Origin of the sequence: Streptomyces sp. NPDC048057 (assembly GCF_040653095.1) — a bacterium.
Taxonomy (GTDB): Bacteria; Actinomycetota; Actinomycetes; order Streptomycetales; family Streptomycetaceae; genus Streptomyces.
Genome location: NZ_JBEZNF010000026.1, coordinates 53,683 through 70,135 on the forward strand (window position 1 = coordinate 53,683; position 16,453 = coordinate 70,135).

Annotated in this window: 16 protein-coding genes and 1 other RNA gene; 9 read left to right on the forward strand and 8 right to left on the reverse strand. The window is 73.4% G+C overall.

Annotated elements, in window-relative coordinates; all coding sequences use genetic code 11:
• Positions 1–91 precede the first annotated feature (91 nt).
• The 4 genes from AB0E05_RS27550 to AB0E05_RS27565 are packed head-to-tail and all read left to right on the forward strand — an operon-like array spanning position 92 to position 3,559.
• Entirely contained in the window at positions 92–892 is an 801-nt protein-coding gene (locus AB0E05_RS27550) for a polysaccharide deacetylase (RefSeq protein WP_361968208.1), read from the forward strand.
• Positions 889–1,656: an SDR family oxidoreductase gene (locus tag AB0E05_RS27555; RefSeq protein WP_361968210.1), complete on the forward strand. Its 768-nt coding sequence runs from the start codon at positions 889–891 to the stop codon at positions 1,654–1,656. Before AB0E05_RS27550 ends, AB0E05_RS27555 begins: the two co-directional genes overlap by 4 nt.
• Positions 1,653–2,384: an SDR family NAD(P)-dependent oxidoreductase gene (locus AB0E05_RS27560; protein ID WP_361968212.1), complete on the forward strand. Its 732-nt coding sequence runs from the start codon at positions 1,653–1,655 to the stop codon at positions 2,382–2,384. Before AB0E05_RS27555 ends, AB0E05_RS27560 begins: the two co-directional genes overlap by 4 nt.
• Complete coding sequence (locus AB0E05_RS27565; RefSeq protein ID WP_361968214.1) at positions 2,381–3,559, forward strand: C45 family peptidase; 1,179 nt, start codon at positions 2,381–2,383, stop codon at positions 3,557–3,559. The genes AB0E05_RS27560 and AB0E05_RS27565 overlap by 4 nt, the downstream gene beginning before the upstream one ends.
• A gap of 4 nt (positions 3,560–3,563) precedes the next feature.
• Here the strand turns inward: AB0E05_RS27565 and AB0E05_RS27570 are convergent, their stop codons facing one another.
• The 3 genes from AB0E05_RS27570 to rnpB all read right to left on the reverse strand — a co-directional run bounded on the left by AB0E05_RS27570 (position 3,564) and on the right by rnpB (position 6,393).
• A complete protein-coding gene (locus tag AB0E05_RS27570) occupies positions 3,564–5,345 on the reverse strand; it encodes an ABC transporter substrate-binding protein (RefSeq protein WP_361968216.1) in 1,782 nt (593 codons plus the stop codon).
• Positions 5,346–5,439: 94 nt separating this feature from the next.
• The gene (locus tag AB0E05_RS27575) at positions 5,440–5,889 is read right to left on the reverse strand and encodes a DUF523 domain-containing protein (RefSeq protein ID WP_361968218.1); all 450 of its coding nucleotides are present in this window, start codon (positions 5,887–5,889) and stop codon (positions 5,440–5,442) included.
• A 98-nt stretch (positions 5,890–5,987) separates the two neighbouring features.
• Positions 5,988–6,393: RNase P RNA component class A (gene rnpB, locus AB0E05_RS27580), an RNA gene on the reverse strand.
• A gap of 99 nt (positions 6,394–6,492) precedes the next feature.
• Between rnpB and AB0E05_RS27585 the strand changes: the two genes are divergently transcribed.
• Positions 6,493–7,254, forward strand: coding sequence for a MerR family transcriptional regulator (locus AB0E05_RS27585; RefSeq protein ID WP_361968220.1), 762 nt, complete (start codon positions 6,493–6,495; stop codon positions 7,252–7,254).
• A gap of 53 nt (positions 7,255–7,307) precedes the next feature.
• The gene (locus tag AB0E05_RS27590) at positions 7,308–8,165 is read left to right on the forward strand and encodes a hypothetical protein (protein ID WP_361968222.1); all 858 of its coding nucleotides are present in this window, start codon (positions 7,308–7,310) and stop codon (positions 8,163–8,165) included.
• A gap of 18 nt (positions 8,166–8,183) precedes the next feature.
• Here AB0E05_RS27590 and AB0E05_RS27595 read toward each other — a convergent pair whose 3' ends face one another.
• Complete coding sequence (locus tag AB0E05_RS27595; RefSeq protein WP_361968224.1) at positions 8,184–9,647, reverse strand: RNB domain-containing ribonuclease; 1,464 nt, start codon at positions 9,645–9,647, stop codon at positions 8,184–8,186.
• Between the two features lie 271 nt (positions 9,648–9,918).
• On the opposite strand from AB0E05_RS27595, the gene AB0E05_RS27600 reads away from it, so the two are divergent.
• From AB0E05_RS27600 to eda, 3 genes are all read left to right on the forward strand, one after another.
• Positions 9,919–10,272: a hypothetical protein gene (locus tag AB0E05_RS27600; protein WP_361968226.1), complete on the forward strand. Its 354-nt coding sequence runs from the start codon at positions 9,919–9,921 to the stop codon at positions 10,270–10,272.
• A 421-nt stretch (positions 10,273–10,693) separates the two neighbouring features.
• On the forward strand, positions 10,694–11,494 hold the full coding sequence (yaaA, locus tag AB0E05_RS27605) for a peroxide stress protein YaaA (protein WP_361968228.1): 801 nt from the start codon (positions 10,694–10,696) through the stop codon (positions 11,492–11,494).
• Positions 11,495–11,600: 106 nt separating this feature from the next.
• A complete protein-coding gene (gene eda, locus AB0E05_RS27610) occupies positions 11,601–12,230 on the forward strand; it encodes a bifunctional 4-hydroxy-2-oxoglutarate aldolase/2-dehydro-3-deoxy-phosphogluconate aldolase (RefSeq protein ID WP_361968230.1) in 630 nt (209 codons plus the stop codon).
• 78 nt (positions 12,231–12,308) lie between these two features.
• Here eda and AB0E05_RS27615 read toward each other — a convergent pair whose 3' ends face one another.
• The 4 genes from AB0E05_RS27615 to AB0E05_RS27630 form a co-directional block, all read right to left on the reverse strand.
• Positions 12,309–13,565, reverse strand: coding sequence for a bifunctional RNase H/acid phosphatase (locus AB0E05_RS27615; RefSeq protein ID WP_361968232.1), 1,257 nt, complete (start codon positions 13,563–13,565; stop codon positions 12,309–12,311).
• A complete protein-coding gene (locus tag AB0E05_RS27620) occupies positions 13,565–14,308 on the reverse strand; it encodes a C4-type zinc ribbon domain-containing protein (RefSeq protein ID WP_361968342.1) in 744 nt (247 codons plus the stop codon). Before AB0E05_RS27620 ends, AB0E05_RS27615 begins: the two co-directional genes overlap by 1 nt.
• Positions 14,305–15,144, reverse strand: coding sequence for a Nif3-like dinuclear metal center hexameric protein (locus AB0E05_RS27625; protein ID WP_361968234.1), 840 nt, complete (start codon positions 15,142–15,144; stop codon positions 14,305–14,307). Before AB0E05_RS27625 ends, AB0E05_RS27620 begins: the two co-directional genes overlap by 4 nt.
• 145 nt (positions 15,145–15,289) lie before the next feature.
• On the reverse strand, positions 15,290–16,342 hold the full coding sequence (locus AB0E05_RS27630; protein WP_361968236.1) for an iron-siderophore ABC transporter substrate-binding protein: 1,053 nt from the start codon (positions 16,340–16,342) through the stop codon (positions 15,290–15,292).
• Positions 16,343–16,453: the final 111 nt, after the last annotated feature.

Below are 16,453 nucleotides of genomic sequence, written 5' to 3' on the forward strand. Positions count from 1 at the left end.
AGTTCGCCGAAGGTGCCCTCGCCGTTACCGTGGCCCAGATCCCCGCAATGGAGAGAGGACCCCTATGTGGCCTGCTGGCTGTAGCGCGGCAATGGCGTTGACGGTCGACTTCGACGCCGAGGAATTGTGGCTCGCCGAGGACCCCGCGAACGCGGCCCGCCCGGGAGTCCTTTCCCAGGCCCGATACGGCGCGGAAATCGCCGTACCTGCGCTGCTGGACATGTTGGACCGGCTCTCGCTGCCCGCCACTTTCTTCGTCTGCGGTCGCGATGCCGAAAGGCATCCGCGGATCATCGAATCCATCGTCGCCCGGGGCCATGAAATCGGGCACCATGGATACAGCCACCGCTCCCCGCATCTGATGGCGCGGGACGAGGAGGCCGAGGAGCTGTCCCGGGGCCTTGCGGTCCTGCGGTCCTTCGCCGAGCGGATCGAAGGGTACCGCTCGCCCTCCTGGGACATCAGTCCCCACACGCTCGACCTGCTGGTCGAGAACGACTTCAGCTATTCGTCGAACATGATGGACGCGATCAATCCCTACATCCACGCGACCCACGATCTGGTCGAAGTCCCGGTCCACTGGTCGCTGGACGACGCACCGCACTTCTGGTTCGACGCGACCAGTTGGGACCGGACCATCCGCTCCTCGCGGGAGGTCATGGAGTTGTGGAGCGAAGAGGCGTCCGCGATCCACGAGGCCGGCGGGCTGGTCACGCTCACCGTCCATCCGCAGATCATCGGGCGGCCGGGGCGGCTGCGGATGCTGGAGAAGTTCCTGATGGCGACGGGGGCGTACGACCGGGACCGGATCTGGTTCGCCACCGGCTCCGAGGTCGCCGCCGCCACCCGCGCGGCCACGGGCGTCGCCCAAGGCGCGGAGGTGCCGTCGTGACAACGCGTACCGCCGTGGTCACCGGTGCCGCCCGCGGCATCGGCCACGACGTCGCCCGCCGACTCCTCGACGAGGGGTGGCAGGTCGTCCTCACCGACGTGGACGCCGACGTCGCCCGGGTCGCGGACGCCCTCGGCGGCGAACGGGCCCTCGGACTCGTGGCCGACGCAGCCGACCCCGCGGACGCTGCGGCCGTCGTCGAGGCCGCGCTCGGCGCCTTCGGCCGTATCGACGCCTTCGTCGCCAACGCCGCGGTCGGCGGGCCCGAGACCCCGCTGCTGGACACCCCGGACGCGCAGGTCCAGCAGGTCCTCGACGTCAACTTCTTCGGGGTGCTGCACGGCGTCCGGGCCGTACGGGCCGCGCTCGCGCGCTCCGACCGGCCCCGGATCGTCGTCATCGGCTCGCTCTTCGCCCAGCAGCCGACGCCCGGCGCCGGCGCCTACAGCGCCGCCAAGGCGGCGGTCGGCTCCCTGATGCGCACGCTGTCGGTGGAGTTGGCGCAGGAGATCCCGGGCCTCACCGTCAACGCGGTCGCCCCCGGCTACGTGATGACCGAGATGCACCGCGAGGAGCTGCGCTCCCGCGCCCGGCGCACCGGCCGGACCTTCGACGAGGAGCGCGCCCGGGTCGTCGCCCAGGTGCCGCTCGGCCGGCACGGCACCGGCGCGGACGTCGCCGACGCCGTCCACCACCTGCTGTCCGGCGCGGCGTACGTGACCGGGCAGACCGTCAACGTCAACGGAGGGGTGCTCACCTCATGAAGCGACTCGTCGTCACCGGGGCCCGCTCGGGCATCGGCCGGGCCACCGCCGCCCTCGCGCTCCAGCGGGGCTGGACCGTCATCGGACTGGACCTGATGCCCGAGGCCACCGCGGCGGCCGACGGCACCGGCGCCGTCACCTTCCCCTGCGACGTCACGGACGGGGACTCCGTGCGCGACGCCTTCCGCCGCGTCGACGAGGCGTGGGGCTCGCGCGCCCCGGACGCCGTGGTGCACTGCGCCGGGATCTACCGCTTCAAGGAGGCCACCGCGACCGCCGCGGCCGACTGGGACGGTGTGATGGACGTCAACGGGCGCGGCTCGCTGCTGGTCGCCGCCGCTGCGGCGGAGCGGATGCGGACCTCCGCGACCGGCGGCAGCATCACGTTGATGTCCAGCATCGCGGCGGCCCGCGGCGACGCGGGCGAGCCCAGCGCCGCGTACAGCGCGAGCAAGGGCGCGGTGGAGGCGCTCACCCGCCAACTCGCGGTGGAGTGGGGGCCGTACGGCATCCGGTGCAACGCGGTGGCGCCCGGCGTCATCGACACCCCCATGACCACCGTCTCGGGGAACCCGGACGCCTTCGCCCAGGTGCTGCGGCGCATTCCGGCCCGCCGGCTGGGTACGGCTGAAGAGGTCGCGCAGGTCTGCTTGTTCCTCGCGTCCGACCAGGCCGCGTACGTCAGCGGCACCGTGATCGCCGTGGATGGAGGACAGAGCGCGTCATGACCGCGGAACCGAACGCCGAGTCGCAGAACGCCGGAGGTCTGCCGGCCGAGCCCCTGTTCGTACGCACCAGCGGCAGCCCGCTGGACCGCGGACGGCAGTACGGCACCACCACCCGCACGCAGGTCCTGCGGTCGCTGGAGCACTACGAGCGCGTGTACGCGAAGTTCGCGGACGTTTCGTGGGACGCGGCGACCGCCCTCGCGGAGACCTTCGTCCCGGTGATCGCGGCGTTCGACGCCGATCACCTGGAGGAGATGCAGGGCATCGCGGAGGGCGCGGGCGTCACCTTCCCCGACGTCCTCGCGCTCAACCTGCGCACCGAGATCCTCTTCTCCGGCAAGGCGCGGAAGATCGCCGCGGGCGCGGCCGGACCGACCGCGCCGCCCGAGTGCACCGCGTTCGCGGACCTGCGCGGCCCGGAGCCGGTCGTCGGGCAGAACTGGGACTGGATCCCCTTCGCCCACGGCACCGTCGTGGTCCTGGAGACGGAGCCGACGAACGGCCCGCGCTGGGTCTCGGTGGTGGAGGCCGGGCTGCTGGCCAAGTTCGGGATGAACTCCGCCGGTCTGACCGTACTGACGAACGCCCTGGTCACGTCGTTGGACGTGGGCAGCCCGGGGATGCCGTACCACCTGCTGCTGCGGGCCCTGCTGGAGTCGGAGTCGCTGGAGGCGGCCGAGGAGAAGCTGCGTTCCGCGCACCGCTCGTCGTCGGCGAACTACCTCCTGGTGGGCGACGGTCGGGCGGTGGACGTGGAGACGCGCCCCGGCGGCGCCGACGACGTCAGCGTCCACCGGGTGGGCCCCGGCGGGCTGTTCGTGCACACGAACCACTTCGTCAGCGACGACTCGGCGTTCGCGTCCACGGGCACGGACCTCGGCCCGACCGTGATGGCGGACACCCTCTTCCGGCGCGGACGCACCCTGGAGTTGGCCGAGCGGATGCCGCAGCCGACCGTGGCCGGCTGGCACGAGGTGCTCAGCGACCACGGGAACTTCCCCGAGGCGGTGTGCTGCCATCCGAACCCGGCGGAGCACGCGTTGGAGCAGGGCTCCACGGTCGCCAGCGCCGTGATCGAGCCGGAGCGGCAGATCATGCACCTGGCGCTGGGCCACCCCTGCACCACGCCCCGCGCGCCGTACGGCTACCGCCCCTTCTTCAAGGGCCTGGCGTGAGGGGTCACGGGCCGGGCGTCACCGCGAGGATCTCCTGCCCGGCCCCGGACAGCCGGTAGGTCAGCGTGGGCTGGGACAGGCTCTGGTCGACGGAGTCGTACGGATAACCGGTGACCGACTGCCCGGCGTCCGCGAAGAGGTACGTCCCGTTCACCCCGCGGTAGGCGGACTCCCGCAGGTGCCCGCCGATCGCCGCCGGGTTGAACGAGCCCGTGATGGCGTGCGCGGCGTGCACCATCCGCACCTGGTCGTACGCGGCGCTCGCCTGGCTGCGACCGGGCGCGGAGCCGTACGCACGGGCGTACGCCGCGGTGAAGCGCCGTCCGAGCGGGTCGTCCGGCCGGCCGGTGACCGTCGACCAGATGACCTGCCCGCCGGGGTCGTGGGCGATGCGCCGGGCGAAGCCGGGCACCGACGGCGTGTAGATGTGGTACGTGAGCTGGCCCGGGTGGTGGCGGGTGATCGCGTTCTGGAGTTCGGCCGCGGTCTCCACGGACAGGTGCGAGAGCACCACGACGTCCGGCCGGTCGGCGAGCGCCTCGGCGACCAGGTCGTCGACGCGGTCCACGGTCAGACCGACCCGGTGCGTCGAGGTGACCTCCCAGCCGACGGCCGCGACCCGGGCTTCGAAGGTGTCGTCGGTGACCGCGCAGCCGTAACCGTCGAGTTCGACGACGGCGAGCCGGTGCCTGCGCTCGCCGCGGGAGGGGCAGCCACCGAGGAACGACAGCAGCGCCGCCTGGTACGTCGGCTCGGAGGGACAGGTCTGGAAGACGTGCCCGTACCGCCCCGGGTCCTCGCGCACGGCGGCCACGCTCCGCGTCCAGGTGTTGGTGTGCAGGAAGGTACGGCCGAAGTCCGCGGCGAACTCGAAGACGGCGGAGCTCAGGGCGCTGGCGTAGCTGCTAGTGATGGCGTCCGGGTCGGCCTCTTCCAGCGCGGCGAGTCCGGCGCGCACCGAGGCGTCGTCGAGGGGGTCGATGTGCACGGTGACGTGCTCCACGGCCTGCCCGAGGTCGCTGCGGAGGGTGTTGACGTCGCGGGCGGCGAGCGCCGCGCCCTGCGCGGTCTCGCGCCCGTCGGCGGCGAAGGCCCCGCCGACGGCGATGGTGGCGATGCGCAGCGTCTCCCGGCGCCGGGACCGGCCCGGACGGTGGGCCCGGGCGGTGGCGCGCAGCCCGGCCGCGGCGGCGCCGCCGCTGTGCCGCTCGATGTCAAGAACCCGAATGCTGTCGGTGCTGCTGTCGGTGCTGCTGTCGGTGCCGTTGGCCTCCGGCTTCTGTTCGACCCCGCCGGGGATCGGCAGCCGGATCAGGTCCCGGTCGACGGCGAGGGCCCCCGCCCCGGCCCGGGAGTCCTGCCCGAGCTTCTTCAGCAGCCGCTCGACCTGGGTGGTGACCGTACGGATGCTGGTGCCGAGCCGGCTGGAGATCTCCCGGTTCGACAGCCCGAGCGCCACCAGCGACACGATGTCGATCTCCCGGGCGGTCAGCCCGCCCGGAGGCCCGTCGAGCGGACTGAGCACGACCGCGACCTGCGCCTGCGCCCCGGGCCGCCGCTCCAGTGCGCACCGCGTCCAGCGTCCGTCCTCGCACCAGAGGAACCGCGCGTCCGGCAGCCCCGCGACGACGAACCCGACGACGCGCCGCAACAGCTCGGGCCCGAGCGCGGCGGACGCCCCCGGGACGTACGGGCCCGCGCCGCCCGGGGCGACGCTGACCTCCCAGAGCTGATCGACACCGCGGCCCGGGGCCACGTCGGTACGGGGAGCGGGCAGTGACCGCACGCGATGCCTCCTTCGTCCGGCCGGAGCAAGAAACCTCGCAAAGCACAATAATCGGCAAATCGCACGCGTACCAGACCCTTCTCCCGGGCGCCCGTCACACCCCCGGCGCGGTCCGCACCTCGATCCCGTGCCGCCCGAGCAGCGCGGCGGTGACCCCGTCCCCCTCCGTGAGCCGCCCCGAGAACCCCCCGTCGTACAAGACCCCCCGCCCGCACGACGGACTCCGCGCCATCAACAGCGCTTCCTCACACCCGGCCCGCCGCGCCACCTCCAGGGCCCGCCGCGCCCCCGCGACGAACTCCCCCGTGACGTCCCGCCCCTCGTCGTCCACCACCCGCGCCGCCCCGTCGAGCACCGCGTGCCCGTCGCCCCCCACCAGCTCGGCGGGCCGTCGCGGCGTCTCCAACCCACCCGCGACCTCGGGGCAGAACGCCACGACCTCCCGCCCCCCGATCGCCTCGACGACCTCGGGCACGGCCTTGTCGCGCCCGTCGAACCGACAGGGCACTCCTTGCAGACATGCACTGACCAGGATCTTCGTCATGGGGTCAGGCTAAGGGCCGCCCGGCGCGGGCCGTCCGGCACCCCGGACACAAAAAGGGCCCCTGACCTGCGTTTTAGCTGGTCAGGGGTCCTGAGCGACAGACGAGTCGGGACATACGCCGGGTTCTGTGCCCCGGGACCTCGCGGTCGTCGGGGCGACGGCCATCCATCTAGGACCGGTGTTGCCACCGGCCTCGTGCGGTCTACCCGCGGACTCGGGCGGGCAGCCCTCGAACGTCCGCGCAGGGACGCTTGCGCGTCCCCTTTTGACCTTGCTCCGAGTGGGGTTTACCGAGCCGCCTGGGTCACCCCAGGCGCTGGTGGTCTCTTACACCACCGTTTCACCCTTACCGAAGTCCGTACGGATACGGTCCCCGGCGGTCTGTTTTCTGTGGCACTGTCCCGCGGGTCACCCCGGGTGGCCGTTAGCCACCACCCTGCCCTGTGGAGCCCGGACGTTCCTCGGGAAGCCCGAAGGACTTCACGCGGCCGTCCGCCCGGCTCGTCTGCCGTGTCGACCATGCTACCCGCCCGCGGACCGGCGGCGGCGCGCCCGGGGCGCCGCGCTTGACCTTGCCGCAGCGTCATCGTTTCCACTGGGTGCATGAGGATCGGAGAGCTCGCAGCGCTCGTCGGGGTCACCCCGCGCACCGTACGCCACTACCATCACCTCGGGCTGCTCCCGGAGCCGGAACGACTGCCGAACGGCTACCGCAGCTACGGGCTCCAGCACGCCGTGACGCTGGCGCGGATCCGGCGGCTGACGGAGCTGGGGCTCGGGCTCGCGGAGGTGCGGGACGTGCTCGCGGACGACGCCGGGCACGAGTTGGCGGAGGTGTTGGAGGAGCTGGACGCGGACCTGGCGCGCCAGCAGGAGGCGATCGCGCGGCAGCGGGGCAAGCTGGCCGAGCTGATCGACCGGGCCCGCGCGGGGACGCTGCCCGTCGAGGGGCCCGTGTCGCCGGAGCTGGCCGGGCTGTGGGGGGCCTTCGCGCCCACCGACTCCGCCATCGCCGCGAAGGACCGCGAGCACCTGGCGCTGCTGGACGCGGTCATGGACCCCGCCGACCGCGGGCCGCTCTTCGACGCGCTGCGTCCGCTCGCCGAGGGCGGGGCGAACTCCCGGGTGCACGCCCTGTACGAGCAGCTGGACGAGTTGGCGGACGCCGGACGGGACGATCCGCGCGTGGCGCCCCTGGCCGCGGAGCTGGCCGCCTGCATGCCCGATGAACTCGTCGCGATGATGGGCGACCAGCCGCTGGAGGACGGCGGACTCGCGGAGGCGCTGTTCGCCGACTTCTCCCCCGCCCAGGCCGAGGTCGTCCGGCAGATGGTGGCCGTGTTGATCGCACGGAGGACGTCGTGAAGGACGTCGCGAAGGGAGACGCGGTGCATCAGGACTCGGTGAGGGAGAACCCGGTGAGGGAGGAGGCAGTGACGGAGCGCGGGCACAAGACGCGCGTCCTGCTGTGGACGCTGCTCCCCGTCGAGCTGGGCATCCTGGTCGCGGCGCTCGTCGGCGCCGGCGTCGCCCCCGCGGTGATCGCCGGCGCCATCGCACTGCTGCTGGGCACCGCGGCGGTGGAGTCCGCCCTGTTCGTACGGTTGTACGCGCGGGCCCGGCTCGACGGTGCGGCACCGCGCCCGGCGCTGCGGACGGCGGCCGGGCGGCTCGTGCCGCGGGTGGTGCGACGGCTGACGCTGCACGAGGTCCGCTCGGTGTACAGCATCTGGCTGTGGGTGCGGCGGCGCCGGCACGGGGTCGGCGCGGACGACCACGCGGCCGGCTACAACTCCGCGCAGGCCGCGATGATGTGGTCCTGGGTCGGGCTGTCGATCGTCGAGACGGTGGCGCTGGCGCTGCTGATCCCGTGGCCGCTGGTGCATGCGATCACGCTGTACCTGGGCCTGTACGGGCTGGTCGTCATGGTCGGCATCCTGGCTGCGTGCGTGGCCCGGCCGCACGTGGTGGGCGCGGACGGTTCACTGCGGCTGCGCTACGGCGCACTGTTCGACCTGCGGATACCGGCCGAGGACATCGTGCGCGTACGGCTGGACCGGCGGTTCCCGGACGGGCAGGCGATCGCGCCGCGCGAGGACGGCTCGCTGGACCTGGTCGTGGGCAGCCAGACGACGCTCGCGGTGGAGCTGGCGGCGCCGATCTCGTACCTACGACCGCTGGGGAAGACCGGCACCGCGCACACGGTCCGGTTCCACGCGGACGATCCGCAGGCGCTGCTGGCGGCGCTGAAGCGGACGGAGCGCGCGACGGGCTGAGGCGGGGGCTCGGGTGGTTCAGACGGCGGAGAAGAGGACCCTCGCCGTTCCGGGGCGGGCCGCGGGGTCCGCCCTGGTGAGCCGTACCCGCAGGGGTTCGCCCAGCGGGAGCGACCCGGCGCGGGCGCCGTCCGCCGTGACCCGGGCCACCACCGCGGGGTCGCGCAGCTGGACCGTGCCGGTCGCCGGGTCGTCGTCCCGTACGTCGATCACCTGGCCGTCGAAGACCTCGCCGACCCGCCCGTTCAACAGCGCCGCCTCGACGAGGTCGACGCACTCCCGCTCCACCGCAGCCGCGCGCCTGGCGCCCCCGGTCATCTCGGCCGGCAGGTCGTCGAGCGCGGTGAGCACCCACTCGGGCACCCCGCTCCCGGCGCAGGCGGCGACGCACAGTTCGCCCGCGTAGCGGTCGACGAGCCGGCGCAGGGGCGCGGTGCAGTGGGTGTAGGTGTGGGCGACGGCCGCGTGGACGGCCGGGTCGGGCAGCCGACCGCCGGTGAAGACGTGGTAGCCGGCGCCGCGCAGGAGCGTGGTGCACTCCTGGAGGAAGGCGGCGTCGCGGGGGTCGTGCGGATCGAGGGAGCGGACGAGGTCCGCGTACGAGACGTGGTGCGGCCAGTCGATGCGCAGGGCCCGCGCCGTGAGCCGCAGCCGGGCGACCGCGCCGACGGGGGCGGTCGGCAGCGTGCGCAGGACGCCGGTGCCGGCCGCGGCCATGAGGTCGGCCGCGGCCATGTTGGTGAGGAGGGAGAGCTGTGCGTTCCACCTCTCGACGGGCAGCGGCACCCGGTACGCGAGCGCGTAGCCGCCGTCGCTCGTGGTGATCTCCTGCTCGGGGACGCTGAGGGAGATGCCGCCGCGGGCGCGCTCCAGCGCCTCCCGCAGCAGCCCGATGTCCTGGAGCAGGGCGAGGGACTCCTCGGCGGTGCCGTCGTCGATGCGGCACTGGGCGGTGGCGTGGTCGAGCGCGGCGCGGCTGCGCACCAGGGCGCGGCGGACGTCGACGGAGGCGGTGCGGCCGTCCGCGTCGAGGTCGATCCGCCACAGCAGCGCGGGCACGGTGCGGTCGGGCAGGAGGCTGGCGGCGCCTTCGGAGAGGGCGGGCGGGTGCAGGGGGACGGTGCCGTCCGGGAAGTACAGCGTCTGGACGCGGCGGTGGGCTTCGGAGTCGAGGGTTCCGCCGGGCGCGACGAAGGCGGCGACGTCGGCGATGGCGTAGTGGACGCGGTAGCCGCCGCCGTCCCTGCGGGCCAGGTGCATGGCCTGGTCGAGGTCGCGCGAGCCGAGCGGGTCGACGGTGAAGAGGGGGAGGTGGGTGGCGTCGGCGTCGGGCAGCCGGGGCGCGGCGGCGGTGCGGTCGGCTTCGGCGAGCACGGCGGCCGGGAAGTCGGTCGGAACGCCGAGTTCCGCCCGGAGGTCGCGCAGCGCGTCGTGCAGCGCCTCTGCGGCTGCGCCGGTGGTGTGCATCACGCGGCGGGGCATGGGTCGAGCGTAGGGCGGGGCGGGCAGGGTCGCGCGGTGGGAGAGAGGTGCGTGGGGTGGGGCGGCGTTCGTGGGGGTGGGGCAGGTGCCGGGCGGCGGCGCGCTGCCTCGGGCGGGGCCGTGGGGCGGCGGCGGGATGGCGACAGTACGCCAGTGGGGTTTGGGCGGGGTGCGGTGCGGCTGCCTGCGCGTTCGTCGGGGAGGGCAGGGGCGCAACCCCGCGTTCACTCTTGCGAGTGACTGTAGGTGGTGGGATGCATACCTAACGTTGATGGCGAAGGGGGGTTGGAGCTGTCGAGCCCCCGTGGTCCTGGAGTTCACCGGAGGTATCGCCATGCGCCGTCTCGCCAGCACGCTGGGAGTCCTCGTCGCCGCTGCGACGCTCGCGGTCGCCGTCCCCCAGTCCGCATTCGCCGCCAACGGCGACCTGATTCTCAACGGTGTGGTGCACCACGACCCCAGCGGCTGTTTCGACAGCACGCGCAGACCGCTGTTCGTCGACAACAGAACGGACGAGTACGTGTACGTGTTCACCGGCGCGGACTGCACGGGGCGGGTGGTCGAGGTGGTCCCACCAGACGAGCGCGCGGTGTCGGAGTTCGGTTCGAGCGTGTACGTCCGCTGACGCCCCAACGTCACGGACACCGCCCGGGCGGGACAGCGGCGCGCCCACGGGACGGCGCCGAATCCGACGCAGCATCCGGCACCGGCTCCGGCACCGAGCCCGTTCACCCAGCCGTTGCCGCCCGCCTGGCTGCTTGTACCCGTCCGGCCGTGCTCGCGCATCGGACCGCTTGCGCGCGATCCGCTTGGCCCGCTCGATCTACCCGACCCGTCCGACCCGTCCGACCCGCTCGATCCACCTGAGCCATCTCCGCCGGCTTCCAGCCGCAGCCGGACTGGTCGGCGGCCCGTGCCGTCGACCGCCTCGGGGCCGGGCCGCCCGTACTCCTCCCCGGGCGGCCCGGTCACCCCGGGGGCGTACGCTGACGCGGGGCCCGCTCCGGGCCCCGTCCGTCCCGTCAGCGTCCGTGAGGAGATCGTTCGTGCTCGTGCTGTTGCCGCCGTCGGAGGGTAAGGCCGCTTCCGGGCGGGGCGCTCCGCTGAAGCCCGAGTCGCTGTCGCTGCCCGGGCTCGCCGAGGCGCGCGCCGCCGTGCTGGACGAGTTGGTGGCGCTGTGCACCGCGGACGAGGCGAAGGCGGCGGAGGTGCTGGGGCTGAGCGAGGGCCTGCGCGGCGAGGTCACGAAGAACGCGGCGCTGCGCACGGCCGGCGCCCGCCCCGCCGGGGAGGTCTACACCGGCGTGCTGTACGACGCGCTGGGCCTGGCGACGCTGGACGCCGCGGCTCGACGTCGGGCGCGCGCCTCGCTGTTGGTGTTCTCCGGGCTGTGGGGCGCGGTGCGGGTGGGCGACCGCATTCCGTCGTACCGCTGCTCGATGGGGGTGAAGCTGCCGGGGCTCGGCGCACTGGGTGCGCACTGGCGCAAGCCGATGGAGGCGGCACTGCCGGAGGCCGCGGGCGGTGGGCTGGTGCTGGACCTGCGGTCGTCCGCGTACGCGGCGGCGTGGAAGCCGAAGGGCGAGGTCGCCGGTCGGACGGCCACCGTGCGGGTGCTGCACTCCCAGTTGGTGGACGGCGTCGAGAAGCGTTCCGTCGTCAGCCACTTCAACAAGGCGACGAAGGGCCGGATCGTACGGGACCTGCTGGTCGCGGGCGCCCGCCCCAAGGGGCCCGGGCAGTTGGTCGAGGCGCTGCGGGACCTGGGGCACGCGGTCGAGGTGGAGCCGCCGGCGCGCGCCGGTCGGCCCTGGTCGCTCGACGTGGTGGTCACCGAGATCCACTGACCGGCGCGGCACGCCCTGCGTCGATGGCGCCGGGGCCGAGACTTCGCAGGTTGCACCATGCGCAACGCTCGTTGCGCATGGTGTGCGCCGCCGGCAGGATGAGGCCATGACCTCCGTTTTGGACCTCGCGCCCGTGATCCCCGTCGTCGTCATCGAGGACGCCGCTGACGCCGTGCCGCTCGCACGCGCCCTCGTCGCGGGCGGGCTGCCCGCGATCGAGGTCACGCTGCGGACGCCGGCCGCCCTGGACGCCATCCGCGCCATCGCGGCCGAGGTGCCGGAGGCCACGGTCGGCGCGGGGACGGTGATCTCCACGGCGAACGTGGACGCGGCGGTCTCCGCCGGGTCGCGCTTCCTGGTGAGCCCGGGCTGGACGGAGCGGCTGCTGGAGTCGATGAAGGGGTCGGGTCAGCCCTTCCTCCCCGGGGTCTCCACGGTGTCGGAGGTGGTGAACCTGCTGGAGCGCGGGGTCAGCGAGATGAAGTTCTTCCCGGCCGAGGCGGCCGGCGGCACCTCGTATCTGAAGTCCCTCGCCGGTCCGCTCCCCCAGGCCCGGTTCTGCCCGACGGGCGGCATCTCCCGGAAGTCCGCGCCCGCCTATCTCGCCCTGCCGAACGTCGGCTGCGTCGGCGGCACCTGGATGCTGCCGCCGGACGCCGTCGCCACCAAGGACTGGTCCCGCATCGAGTCCCTGGCGGCGGAAGCGTCCACGCTGGCAGCGCCCCCGGCCGCCTGACCGACCCCGGCGCACGAGAACGCCCTGCGACCGCGTTCGGTCGCAGGGCGTTTCAGCGCGGGCCGGTGCCCGGGGCCGCTATGCCCGGAGGTGGGCGGTGTCGTTCAGCAGGCGCACCGATGCGTTGCCGTCGGCGTAGTACGCCACGGCCGACAGGGACGCCGCGGACAGCTCCATCCGGAACAGGGACTCCGGAGGGGCGCCGAGCGCCAGCCGGACCAGGGTCTTGACCGGGGTGACGTGGGTGACGAGCAGCACCGTGCGGCCGGAGGAGCCGGCGAGGAGCCGGTCCCGGGCCGCGGTCACCCGGCGGGCGACCGTCGCGAAGCTCTCCCCGCCACCGGTCGGCGCCGCCTTCGTCGACGACAGCCAGGACGCGAGGTCGTCCGGGTGGCGCTCCTGGACCTCCGCGAACGTCAGGCCCTCCCAGGCGCCGAAGTCCGTTTCCCGCAGGCCCTTTTCGACGCGGACGTCGAGGCCGAGCCGGTCGGCCACGGCGGCGGCCGTCTGACGGCAGCGCCGCAGCGGGGAGCTGACGATCTCCTGGATCGTGCCGCGCGCGGCCAGCGCCGCGGCGACCGCCTCGGCCTGGCGGAGCCCGGCCGCGGAGAGCTCGGGATCGCTCCCGCCGCTGCCGGAGAAGCGCTTCTCGGGGGTGAGGGCGGTCTCGCCGTGCCGCAGCAGGACGAAGGTGGTGGGCGCGCCCAGGTCGGCGGAGCTGCCCCAGCCGACGGAGGGGGCCGCGGTGGTGACTGCGGTGCCGGAGTCCACCACGGCAGCCGGCGCCGATGCGGGCTTCCCGCCGGCGAGCGCCGCGCGGGCCTTGGCCGCACCCGCCGCCGCGTCACCGACGACCCGGGCCTCGTCCTCCTGCGCGGGCCGACCGGCGCCCCCGACCGCGGAGGTCGACGGCTCCCACTGCTCGCCCCGGCGCCCGGCGTCCATCGCTTCGTTGGCGAGCCGGTCCGCGTGCTTGTTCTTCTCGCGGGGGATCCACTGGTACGTCACGGCGGACGGCGGGAAGGCGTCCCGGGCCTCGGCGGCCAGCGGCTTCATGTCCGGGTGCTTGATCTTCCAGCGGCCCGACATCTGCTCGACGACCAGCTTGGAGTCCATCCGAACGCGGATCGTGGCGTCCGGCGCGATCGCGTGCGCGGCGCGCAGGCCGGCGATCAGGCCCTTGTACTCGGCGACGTTGTTCGTCGCGACGCCGATGTACTCGGCGGTCTCCGCCAGCGTCTCGCCGGTGGCGGCGTCGATCACCGCAGCGCCGTACCCGGCCGGGCCCGGGTTGCCCCGGGACCCGCCGTCCGCCTCGACGAAGAACGTGGGCATCAGAGACCGGACTCGGCGGTGCGGACCAGGATGCGGCGGCAGTTCTCACAGCGCAGCACCTTGTCGGCGGCGGCGGAGCGCACCTCGTTCAGCTCGGTGATGTTCAGCTCCAGGCGGCAGCCTTCGCAGCGGCGCTGGTAGAGCCGGGCGGCGCCCACCCCGCCCTGCTGGACGCGGAGCTTCTCGTAGAGGGAGAGGAGGTCGGCGGGGACGGCGGCGGAGACGGCGGTGCGCTCCTTGGTGGCCGTCGCGGCCTCGGCGTCCAGCTCCTGGGTGGCGGCGTCCCGGCGGGCGGTCGCGTCGTCGACCTTCGACTGCACGGAGGCGACGCGGTCGGTGAGTTCGGCGACGCGCTCCTGGATGGACTCCCGGCGCTCCATGACGTCGAGGACGACGTCCTCCAGGTCGCCCTGGCGCTTGGCGAGGGAGACGATCTCCCGCTGGAGGTTCTCCAGGTCCTTGGGCGAGGTGATCGCACCGGAGTCCAGGCGCTGCTGGTCGCGCACCGCGCGCTGGCGGACCTGGTCGACGTCCTGCTCCGCCTTGGTCTGCTCGCGCGCGGTGTCGCTCTCTTCGGTCTGCGCGGCCACCAGCAGGTCGCGCAGCTGGGTGAGGTCCTTGGTCAGCGAGTCGATCTCGGCGTGCTCGGGCAGCGACTTGCGCTTGTGGGCGAGCTGGGAGAGCCGAACGTCAAGTGCCTGGACGTCGAGGAGTCGGATCTGGTCGGCGGGCGCGGCGTTCAGTTGGGGGCTCCAGGAGAAGAGGTATGGGATGACCAGGGATCGGTGACCGTGGCCGAGACGTGGACGCGAAGGCCCCAGCCGTGCCGGTCGGAAACCTCGTCGAGCTGGGCAGCCGCCTGCTCGCACCAGGGCCACTCGGTGGCCCAGTGCGCGGCGTCCACCAGACCGAGCGGGGAGTGCTGGGTGGCTTCGGAGACGGGGTGGTGGCGCAGGTCGGCGGTGAGGAAGGCGTCCACTCCGGCGGCCCGGACGGCGTCGAAGAGGCTGTCGCCCGAGCCGCCGCTGACGGCGACCCGGCGCACCGGGGCCTCGGGGTCACCGGCGAGCCGGATGCCCTGGGCGGTGGCCGGCAGCCGCTTGGCGGCTCGCTCGGCGAAGGCGGCCAGCGTCTCGGGGTGGTCGAGCTCGCAGATCCGGCCGAGCCCACGGCGCCCCGCGGGGTCCGTGGCGTCCGGCACGAGGGGGCCGACGACCCTGAGGTCGAGCGCGCCCGCGAGGGCGTCGGACACTCCGGGGTCGGCGCTGTCGGCGTTGGTGTGCGCGACGTGCAGGGCGACGTCGTGCTTGATCAGGGTGTGCACGACGCGGCCCTTGAAGTGGCCGGCGGCGACCGTCGTGGTGCCCCGCAGATAGAGCGGGTGGTGGGTGACGACGAGCTGGGCGCCGAGGGCGATCGCCTCGTCGGCGATCTCCTGGACCGGGTCGACGGCGAAGAGGACGCGCTCCACCTCGGCATCGGGGTCGCCGCAGACGGTGCCCACGGCGTCCCACTGCTCGGCCCGGGCGGGGGGCCACAGGGCGTCGAGCGCGGCGATGACTTCGGATAGACGGGGCACGGGACACAGGTTACCCGCGCCCCGTGCTCGACCGTCCTGCCCTGTCCACAAGCGTGCGCCGATCATCACACCAACCCGTGAACAGCGCCTTTCATCGACCCTTGCGTCGACTTCTCGCAGGCCGCTCCCTCGACGGACGGGCGCGCTACTTGACCAGGAAGCCGCGCAGGTCGTCCAGGACCTCGTCGGCCGCGGTCACGCCGAGCCCGAGGTACCAGGTCTCGTCCGCCACGTCCTTGGCCTGGCCGGCCTTCACGGCCTCCAGGTTCTTCCACAGCGGGTTGCCGAGCGCGGTGTCGCGCTTGGTCGACTTGGGGTCCCCGTAGACGCCGGTGAAGATCCAGTCGGCGTCGGCCGAATCGATCTTCTCCGGGCTGATCTCCACGGCGAGGTCGTTCACCTGCTGGTTCGCGGGGCGGGGCAGCCCGGCGTCCTTGAGGATCGTGCCGATGAACGACGCCTGCGCGTACAGCCGGATCTTGCCGGGCATGTAGCGGACCATGGAGATCGTCGGCTTGTCGGCGCCGACGTCGGTGCCGAGCTTCTTGGCCTTCGCCTCGTACGCGGCCAGCTTCTCCTTCGCCTGCGCCGTCTTGTCCAGCGCGGCGGCGTTGAGGAGGTAGTTCTCCTTCCAGGTGAAGCCGGGACGGATGGAGAAGACGGTCGGAGCGATGCTCGACAACTCCTTGTACTTGTCGGCGGCGCGCAGCTGGCTGCCGAGGATCAGGTCGGGCTTGAGCGCCGCGATCGCCTCCAGGTTGAGGCTGTTGATCGTGCCGACGCTCTTGGGGCTGCCGGCCGCCTCCTTCAGGTAGCCGGGGATGCCGTCGTCGCCCTCGGTGGGCGCGTACCCGACGGGCTGCACGCCGAGCGACGCGACGTTGTCCAGCTCGCCGACGTCGAGGACGACCACGCGCTTGGGCGCCGCGTCGAGCTTCGTCTTGCCCATGGCGTGGGTGACGGTGCGCGGGAACTGGCCCGGTGCCGCGTCCGTGCCCATCGCCGCAGTCTTCGCCGACGCGTCCCCGAAGTCCTTGCCGCCCTGCGCCACGGACTTCTTGCCGTCCCCGCCGGCCTTGGCGGAGTCGGCCGCGCCGGACGAGCCCTTGTCCCCGTCGTCACCGCTGCCGCAGGCGGTGAGGGTGAGCGCGGCGGCGAGGAGTGCGGCTACGGCGGCGCCGCGGCGACGAAGGGACATGGCGGGCTCCAGATCAAGGAAGTGACGCAGGTGCAGTGGCGAGGTTAGGAATGCCTTACCTCAGCACCTTAAGCACCACACACCCCGGGCACATCACCACCCCCTCCTCAA

Excerpts from the sequence above, each read along its gene's own strand:
- AB0E05_RS27575 (WP_361968218.1), bottom strand. The coding sequence starts at position 5,889 with ATGACGAAGATCCTGGTCAGTGCATGTCTGCAAGGAGTGCCCTGTCGG.
- AB0E05_RS27630 (WP_361968236.1), bottom strand. The coding sequence starts at position 16,342 with ATGTCCCTTCGTCGCCGCGGCGCCGCCGTAGCCGCACTCCTCGCCGCC.
- AB0E05_RS27595 (WP_361968224.1), bottom strand. The coding sequence starts at position 9,647 with ATGCCCCGCCGCGTGATGCACACCACCGGCGCAGCCGCAGAGGCGCTG.
- AB0E05_RS27585 (WP_361968220.1), top strand. The coding sequence starts at position 6,493 with ATGAGGATCGGAGAGCTCGCAGCGCTCGTCGGGGTCACCCCGCGCACC.
- AB0E05_RS27550 (WP_361968208.1), top strand. The coding sequence starts at position 92 with ATGGCGTTGACGGTCGACTTCGACGCCGAGGAATTGTGGCTCGCCGAG.
- eda (WP_361968230.1), top strand. The coding sequence starts at position 11,601 with ATGACCTCCGTTTTGGACCTCGCGCCCGTGATCCCCGTCGTCGTCATC.
- AB0E05_RS27600 (WP_361968226.1), top strand. The coding sequence starts at position 9,919 with ATGGCGAAGGGGGGTTGGAGCTGTCGAGCCCCCGTGGTCCTGGAGTTC.
- AB0E05_RS27615 (WP_361968232.1), bottom strand. The coding sequence starts at position 13,565 with ATGCCCACGTTCTTCGTCGAGGCGGACGGCGGGTCCCGGGGCAACCCG.
- AB0E05_RS27565 (WP_361968214.1), top strand. The coding sequence starts at position 2,381 with ATGACCGCGGAACCGAACGCCGAGTCGCAGAACGCCGGAGGTCTGCCG.
- AB0E05_RS27560 (WP_361968212.1), top strand. The coding sequence starts at position 1,653 with ATGAAGCGACTCGTCGTCACCGGGGCCCGCTCGGGCATCGGCCGGGCC.